This window comes from Streptomyces sp. AcH 505, from assembly GCF_000818175.1.
Taxonomy (GTDB): domain Bacteria; phylum Actinomycetota; class Actinomycetes; order Streptomycetales; family Streptomycetaceae; genus Streptomyces.
Map to the genome: position 1 here is coordinate 2,694,792 of NZ_JTIY01000001.1, position 6,225 is coordinate 2,701,016.

8 protein-coding genes are annotated in these 6,225 nt (G+C 70.8%); 4 read left to right on the plus strand and 4 right to left on the minus strand.

Features of this window, described 5'->3' with window-relative positions:
* Positions 1-23: 23 nt before the first annotated feature.
* The gene (locus HY68_RS12335) at positions 24-473 is read right to left on the minus strand and encodes a MarR family transcriptional regulator (RefSeq protein WP_041988005.1); all 450 of its coding nucleotides are present in this window, start codon (positions 471-473) and stop codon (positions 24-26) included.
* 301 nt (positions 474-774) lie between these two features.
* Here HY68_RS12335 and HY68_RS12340 point away from each other — a divergent pair, with 301 nt between their 5' ends.
* On the plus strand, positions 775-1,515 hold the full coding sequence (locus tag HY68_RS12340; RefSeq protein WP_041988008.1) for a hypothetical protein: 741 nt from the start codon (positions 775-777) through the stop codon (positions 1,513-1,515).
* 79 nt (positions 1,516-1,594) lie between these two features.
* Here the strand turns inward: HY68_RS12340 and HY68_RS12345 are convergent, their stop codons facing one another.
* Positions 1,595-2,575 carry a helix-turn-helix domain-containing protein gene (locus tag HY68_RS12345; protein WP_041988011.1) on the minus strand — a complete coding sequence of 327 codons (981 nt, stop codon included), beginning with the start codon at positions 2,573-2,575 and terminating at the stop codon, positions 1,595-1,597.
* A gap of 67 nt (positions 2,576-2,642) precedes the next feature.
* On the opposite strand from HY68_RS12345, the gene HY68_RS12350 reads away from it, so the two are divergent.
* Entirely contained in the window at positions 2,643-3,857 is a 1,215-nt protein-coding gene (locus HY68_RS12350) for an MFS transporter (RefSeq protein WP_041988014.1), read from the plus strand.
* Positions 3,858-3,863: 6 nt separating this feature from the next.
* Here the strand turns inward: HY68_RS12350 and HY68_RS12355 are convergent, their stop codons facing one another.
* Together HY68_RS12355 and HY68_RS12360 are read right to left on the minus strand one after the other, a co-directional pair.
* Complete coding sequence (locus tag HY68_RS12355; protein WP_041988017.1) at positions 3,864-4,604, minus strand: dienelactone hydrolase family protein; 741 nt, start codon at positions 4,602-4,604, stop codon at positions 3,864-3,866.
* Positions 4,605-4,698: 94 nt separating this feature from the next.
* Complete coding sequence (locus HY68_RS12360; RefSeq protein ID WP_041988020.1) at positions 4,699-5,139, minus strand: VOC family protein; 441 nt, start codon at positions 5,137-5,139, stop codon at positions 4,699-4,701.
* A gap of 112 nt (positions 5,140-5,251) precedes the next feature.
* On the opposite strand from HY68_RS12360, the gene HY68_RS12365 reads away from it, so the two are divergent.
* Positions 5,252-5,677 (plus strand): helix-turn-helix transcriptional regulator, encoded by a 426-nt coding sequence (locus tag HY68_RS12365; RefSeq protein ID WP_041988023.1) that lies wholly within the window; start codon positions 5,252-5,254, stop codon positions 5,675-5,677.
* A 16-nt stretch (positions 5,678-5,693) separates the two neighbouring features.
* Positions 5,694-6,225, plus strand: a 532-nt coding sequence (locus tag HY68_RS12370; RefSeq protein ID WP_041988026.1) for a hypothetical protein, incomplete at its 3' end; no start/stop codon positions are given.

Here is a 6,225-nt window from a genome sequence, read left to right on the forward strand (position 1 = left end):
GCCGTCAATCCGCGCAGTCGTCGCTACGACCGCGTGGGCTGCGGCAGTTCCGCCGTGACCTTCGTGAGCAGGGCGAGCAGCGTGGCCCGCTCGGCCTGGTCCAGCGGGGCGAGAATCGTCTCGTCCGCCGCCGCCATCGCGGCCTCGAACCCGGAGATGAGTTCGGCGCCGACCGGCGTCGCGTAGACGCGCTTGCTGCGTTCGTTGCCGGGTTCCGTACGGCGCTCGATCAGGCCGCGGCGCTCAAGCCCCTGCAGAAGGCTCGATACGCTCGCCGCGCTCGTGCGGGTCATCTGCGCGATGTCCCGCTGGATCGCACCGGGGTTCTTGACCAGATAGCCGAGCGCGAAGCTCTGCTCGTGGCTGAGCTCGCGTGCCCGGATCCACTCCTCGCCGGCCTTCCGCTGGGCCCAGGAGATCCAGCGGATGTGGTCGAGAGTGCCGTTGGGTCGAGGTGCGGCTGCTGCGTCCATGATGAGAACTCTAACTGTTAGCCCTCTAACTGTCAATGCTCGAACTGATCGGCCCGATGGTGATGGCCGCCGGACCCCGGCCGCCGCCCTTGCCCCACCGTGCGCCGGCTACCGCCCGCGATCCGTCCCGCCGCACAGCCGCAGGGCGCTTTCCGCGGGCCGCCCCGCCGCACGCGAAAGTCGGTCAATCCGGCTCATGCGCGCGCCGAGGATTGTCAGAGGTGCCTGGCACAGTGCCGCCGTGGACATCGACTCCTTCTGGAGCCTCTGCCCACGCCACTCGACCTGATTGGATTCCCGCATGACGGATTGGTCGCAGCTCACCCACGCGTACGGCCCTGCCGACGACATACCCGCCCTGCTTGACCAGCTCGCGTCGGATCCGACCTCCGAACGCTGGACCGACCTCTGGTCGGCCCTGTGCCATCAAGGCAGCGTCTATTCGGCCAGCTTCGCGGCCTTGCCCTGGCTGACCCGTGTCGCCGGCTCGGAAGACCAGGGACAAGCGGTCAGTGCGCTGACCCTGGCGGGCGCGATCATGGCCGGTGCCGACCAGCCGCAGGAGGCGGCCGGGGTCCGTGCCCGGTACGCGGACGAGTTGGCGGTCCTGCTGTCGCTGGCTAACAACCACCTTCGAACGGCTGACGACGCCGACGAGTACGTCTACCTGCTGGAAGCCGTACTGAGCTTCGAGGGCGTCGACGGCTGGAGCGAAGACCTGGCGTGGGGCCTCACGAACGAGGAGTACCAGATCGCCTGCCCGGGCTGCGAGGTGGACCTGTTCATCGCCCTCGGCGAGCGTGGGTACTTCTCGACCAGCGGTGATTACGCGCTGTCGGACGACGTGCCGACCGAACCCCTGCGCCCTGCCGACCCCACTGACCCCGCCGGTCTGACCGGCATCGGCCGACGGCTCCACGACACCGCGCTCGCCGACAACCAGCAGGGCGTGGCCAAGGCGTTGACGTACGTCTTCGGCGATGCGACCTGCCCCGACTGCGCGGAGGACTTCTCCGTGGCGGCTCAGATCAGCGCCGACTGATCCGACCACGCACGCACGACCACGCCCGCACGACCGCGCTCGGGGCGCTCGGGAACGCGGTCAGGCGAACGCGTCCCCGTCAGCGAGGCCGCCCCACCCCCGACGCCTCCACCAACACCTCCCCGGCCGCCGTCCGCACGTACAGCACCGACCGCCCCGCGCGCCGCCGCTCCACCAGGCCCGCGTCCAGCAGCACCCGCAGATGCCGACCCACCGACCCCAGCCCCTGCCCGGTCACGGCGACCAGTTGCGTCGTACTCATCGGGGTGCCGAGCAGCGTCAGCAGCGCGGCCCGCGCCGCCCCGACGAGGGCTCCGAGCCCCGCCGGGACGGGCCGTCTGTCGTGGTCCTCGGCGAGTACGCCCAGACACGGGTAGACCACGGCGTACCGTTCCCGTCCCTCCCACGACACCCAACTCGTCCTCGGCGTCACCGGCATGAACAACAGCTCTGCCCCGGCAGCGATCTCCCGGGGCGGATACGCCAACACGTTGACCTGGAACCGGCTTTCGCCGAGCCAGCGCGTCCCCGGGTTCAGCGAGTCCAGTACGGCGGCCCAGCCTCCCTGGTTCACGCGCGCGGTCCGCGCGACCATGTCGGCCTCCAGGACGCGCCGTCGGCGCGCCCAGTACGGCCGTACGGTCTCCTCCCAGACGTACGTCAGGAGCGCCGCCGCCCGTTCGGGCAGGTCGTCCCGCTCCAGGACGGTGGGGAGCGAACCCCCTGCGGACACCCGGAGGTTGGCCCGCGCCTCCTCGGCCCCGGCCGCCCGCACCCGTTCCACGGTCTGCTCGAAGCTCTCCCCGGCACACGAGGTGGGGCAGAAGAAGTCGGAGATCCAGGACGTGCCGATCGCGGTCTGTACGAGCGGCGCGGCCACCGGATCGGCGGCGAGGCGCGCGCGGTAGCCGGGCAGATGCGCGCGCAGCCACGCCTCCTCGCCCGGATGACCGCCGGCCCCCGCGTACAGCAGCTTCAGACTCGCGAAGGTCTCGGCGAACGGCGAGAGCACGAACCGGCTGCGCGCGAGGGTGTCCGTGCCGATCTGCCACAAGCCCACGCGTACGACCTTTCGTGTGTCGGCGAAACACTACCCACGGCCCCCGGCCGCTCTCAGACTCCGACGCATGCGCAGCTACCGAACCCTGTTCCGCACACCGGAGTTCACCCCGTTCCTACTCTCCTTCGCCGCCTTCGCCGCGGCCCAGACGATCGGCGGGCTTGCCCTCGGCACGCTGGTGTTCCGCGCCACCGGCTCCCCGCTCCTCTCGGCGGTGAGCATGTTCGGGCCCCAACTGGCCCAGTTGCTGGGAGGGGTGTTCCTGCTCTCGGGCTCCGACCGGCTGCCCCCGCGCGCGATGCTGTCCGGTCTCGCGCTGGCCTTCGCGGCCGGTACGGCGGTGCTGGCGCTGCCCCGTCTGCCGGTGTGGGCGGTCTTCGCCGTCGTACTCCTCCAGGGCCTGGTCGCCTCGCTGGGCGGGGGAGTACGCGGCGGGCTGCTGAACGAGATCCTCACCAAGGACGGCTACGTGCTGGGCCGTTCGGTCTACAACATGCTCTGGGGCCTGACCCAGATGGCCGGGTTCGCGACGGGCGGCGCGCTGCTGGCGCTCCTGTCCCCGCCGACCTGCCTGCTCCTCGCGTCGGGACTGTACGTGCTGTCGGCCCTCGTCAACCGCCTCGGCCTCACGGCCCGTCCTCCGCGCGCCACAGGCCGCCCCTCCGTCGCGGCGACCTGGCGCACCAACGCCCTGCTCTGGTCCTCCCGCCCGCGCCGCCTGACGTATCTCGGCCTGTGGGTCCCCAACGGCCTGATCGTCGGCAGCGATTCGCTGTACGTCTCGTACGCGCCCCAGGCCGCCGGAACGCTGTACGCGTTCGGGGCGCTCGGCATGTTCGCGGGCGACATGGCGGTGGGCCGCCTCGTACCGCCCGCGGTACGCCCCCGGCTCGCGACCCCGCTGCGCCTGCTGCTGGCTGTTCCGTACCTGTTCTTCGTCCTGCGGCCGGGCGTCGCGCTGTCGGCCGTGGCCGTCACGGTCGCCTCCGTCGGCTTCGCCGCGAGCCTGGTCCTGCAAGAGCGGCTGATGTCGCTCACCCCCGACGACCTCACGGGCCAGTCCCTCGGCCTGCACGGCACGGGCATGGCAGCCCTCCAGGGCATCGGCGCCGTCCTCGCGGGCACCCTGGCCCAACTGACTTCTCCGGCAACGGCGATGACGCTGATGGCGACCGCGTCCGTCATCGCGACCCTGACCCTCGCGGCGCTGAACAGAGCCGAGGCACGACGGCCCACGCCGCTCGACCGGCCCGGCTCCGTGGCCCGCGAACCCGGCCGCTGACGTGGCTCACTCCGCCGGCGGCAGGCACTCGTTGAGCAGCCCGACGACGTCGTCCCAGGCCCGTCGTGCGTGCACCGGGTGGTGGCCGACGCCGGGAAGGACGGCCTGGTCGACGTTCGGATGGTGGAAGGCGTGCAACGCGCCGCCGTAGACGACAAGACGCCAGTCGACCCCGCCGGCCTGCATCTCGGCGGCGAACGCGTCCCGTTGGGCGGCCGGCATGATCGGGTCCTCCGACCCGACCCCGGCCCACACCGGACAACGGATCCGCGCCGCCTCGCCCGGCCGCCCTGTGGTCAACGCGTTGACCGTCCCGATCACCCGCAAGTCGACCCCGTCGCGGCCGAGTTCCAGCAGGATCGCACCCCCGGTCCCGTAACCGACGCCGCCGATCCGCCCGGGATCGACCCGCGGCTCGGCGCGCAACACATCAAGCGCAGCGTGCCCGATGCCCCGCATCCGACCGGGATCGGCAAGCAGCGGGGTGACGTGCGCCAGCATCTCCTGGGGATCGGTGAACCACCGCCCGCCGTTGATGTCGAAGGCCAGCGCCACGTACCCCAACTCGGCCAGCGCATCGGCCCGCCGCCGCTGAAAGTCGTTCAACCCGGGCCCCTCAGGCCCCACCAGCACGGCGGCCCGCCGCCCGCCACCAGCCGGCAGCGCGAGATGCCCGACCATCGTCATCCCGTCGGCGGGGTACTCGACCGTGCGCGTCGTAACCGTGCGCGTCGTAACCGTCGTCATGAACGAGACCGTAAGTGGTCACAGCCCCCGATCGGCCCGGATTTAACCGTCGGCAGAACAGCGCGGAACCTGGTCAGTCCTCAGTCCTCAGCTCTCAGCCGTCACGCTGGGCGGCGGCGACACAGAACTCGTTGCCTTCCGGGTCGGCCATGACGATGTGGTGCCCGTCGAACTCCTCCACGGCGGTACCGCCCGCCGTTACCAGCAGCTCGGCCTTCGCCCTGATCCGTGCCCACCGTTCCTCGGGACTGCCGTGTCCCGGTACCCGGACGTCGATGTGGAGCCGGTTCTTCGCCGTCTTGGGCTCAGGGACCTTGAGGATGGAGAGCGGGGGTCCGATGCCGTCGGGATCGCAGAGCCACGCCCCGTCGTCCACCGAGTCGTCCGCCGGAAGGTCGAAACTCGCGTGCCACTCCTCGCGGGTCGTGAAGGGCGCGGGCGGCGGCTCGTCGACGTACCCCAGCGCCGTCTTCCAGAACCGGCCGAGGAGCGTCGCGTCCGTGCAGTCCAAGGTCAGACTGATCCTGGTCGTCATGGGCCGGAGCGTACTGCGCACCTCTGACGGCGCTCGGCGGGCTGATGCGAGGTGGAACACTTTTGCAAGCATGCGCTTGCAAAAGTTAGCGGAGGTGACGCAGCATGGGGGCATGGCATCACTCAACGTCGGCAATCTCGGTGAGTATCTGCGCGAGCAGCGGCGCAGTGCGCAGCTCTCGCTGCGGCAGCTCGCCGACGCCGCCGGGGTGTCCAATCCGTATCTGAGCCAGATCGAGCGCGGGCTGCGTAAGCCGAGTGCGGATATTTTGCAGCAGCTCGCGAAGGCGCTGCGGATCTCGGCCGAGACCCTGTATGTGCAGGCCGGCATGCTCGACGAGCGGGAGCGTGAGGAGCTGGAGACGCGTGCCGTCATCCTCGCGGACCCCTCGATATCCGAGCGGCAGAAGCAGGTGCTTCTGCAGATCTACGAGTCGTTCCGCAAGGAGAACGGCCAAGACGCAGAGAACGCCGCGGAGAACGTCGCAGGGGACGCCCCCGCTGCCGACGGCAGTGTTTCCAACCCACCCTCAATCTGATCCGGGAGGCCCAGTCATGGCCATCGCCGATGACCTGCGCAAGACCCTTACCGACCCGACGCCGCTCTACTTCGCCGCCGGTACCGCCGAGCTTGCCGTGGAGCAGGCCAGGCGGGTGCCCGGCCTCATCGACCAGCTGCGGAGCGAGGCGCCCGGCCGGTTCGACGCGGTGCGCAACACGGACCCCAAGACCGTCCAGGACAAGGTCGCCGACCAGGCCAAGGAAGCCCAGGCCACGGTGCAGGCCAAGGTCACCGAGGTGTTCGGGTCGTTCGACACCGACCTGCGGAAGCTGGGCGAGAGCGCCCAGGACCTGGCGCTGCGGAGTGTCGGCGTCGCCGCCGAGTACGCCGTGAAGGCGCGCGAGGCGTACGAGAAGGTCGCCGAGCGCGGCGAGCAGACCGTACGGACCTGGCGCGGTGAGGCGGCCGACGACATCACGGAGATCGCCGTCGCCGTCGAGCCTGAGCCCGCTCCCAAGCCGGCCAAGCCCGCCGCCAAGCCCGCGTCCGCCACGGCCCGCCCGGCCGCCACTTCGGCGTCGGCTT

Bases quoted from the DNA above. Each gene is read 5' to 3' on its own strand.
- HY68_RS12335 (WP_041988005.1), bottom strand. From the start codon at position 473: ATGGACGCAGCAGCCGCACCTCGACCCAACGGCACTCTCGACCACATC.
- HY68_RS12360 (WP_041988020.1), bottom strand. From the start codon at position 5,139: ATGACGACCAGGATCAGTCTGACCTTGGACTGCACGGACGCGACGCTC.
- HY68_RS12365 (WP_041988023.1), top strand. From the start codon at position 5,252: ATGGCATCACTCAACGTCGGCAATCTCGGTGAGTATCTGCGCGAGCAG.
- HY68_RS12355 (WP_041988017.1), bottom strand. From the start codon at position 4,604: ATGACGACGGTTACGACGCGCACGGTTACGACGCGCACGGTCGAGTAC.
- HY68_RS12340 (WP_041988008.1), top strand. From the start codon at position 775: ATGACGGATTGGTCGCAGCTCACCCACGCGTACGGCCCTGCCGACGAC.
- HY68_RS12350 (WP_041988014.1), top strand. From the start codon at position 2,643: ATGCGCAGCTACCGAACCCTGTTCCGCACACCGGAGTTCACCCCGTTC.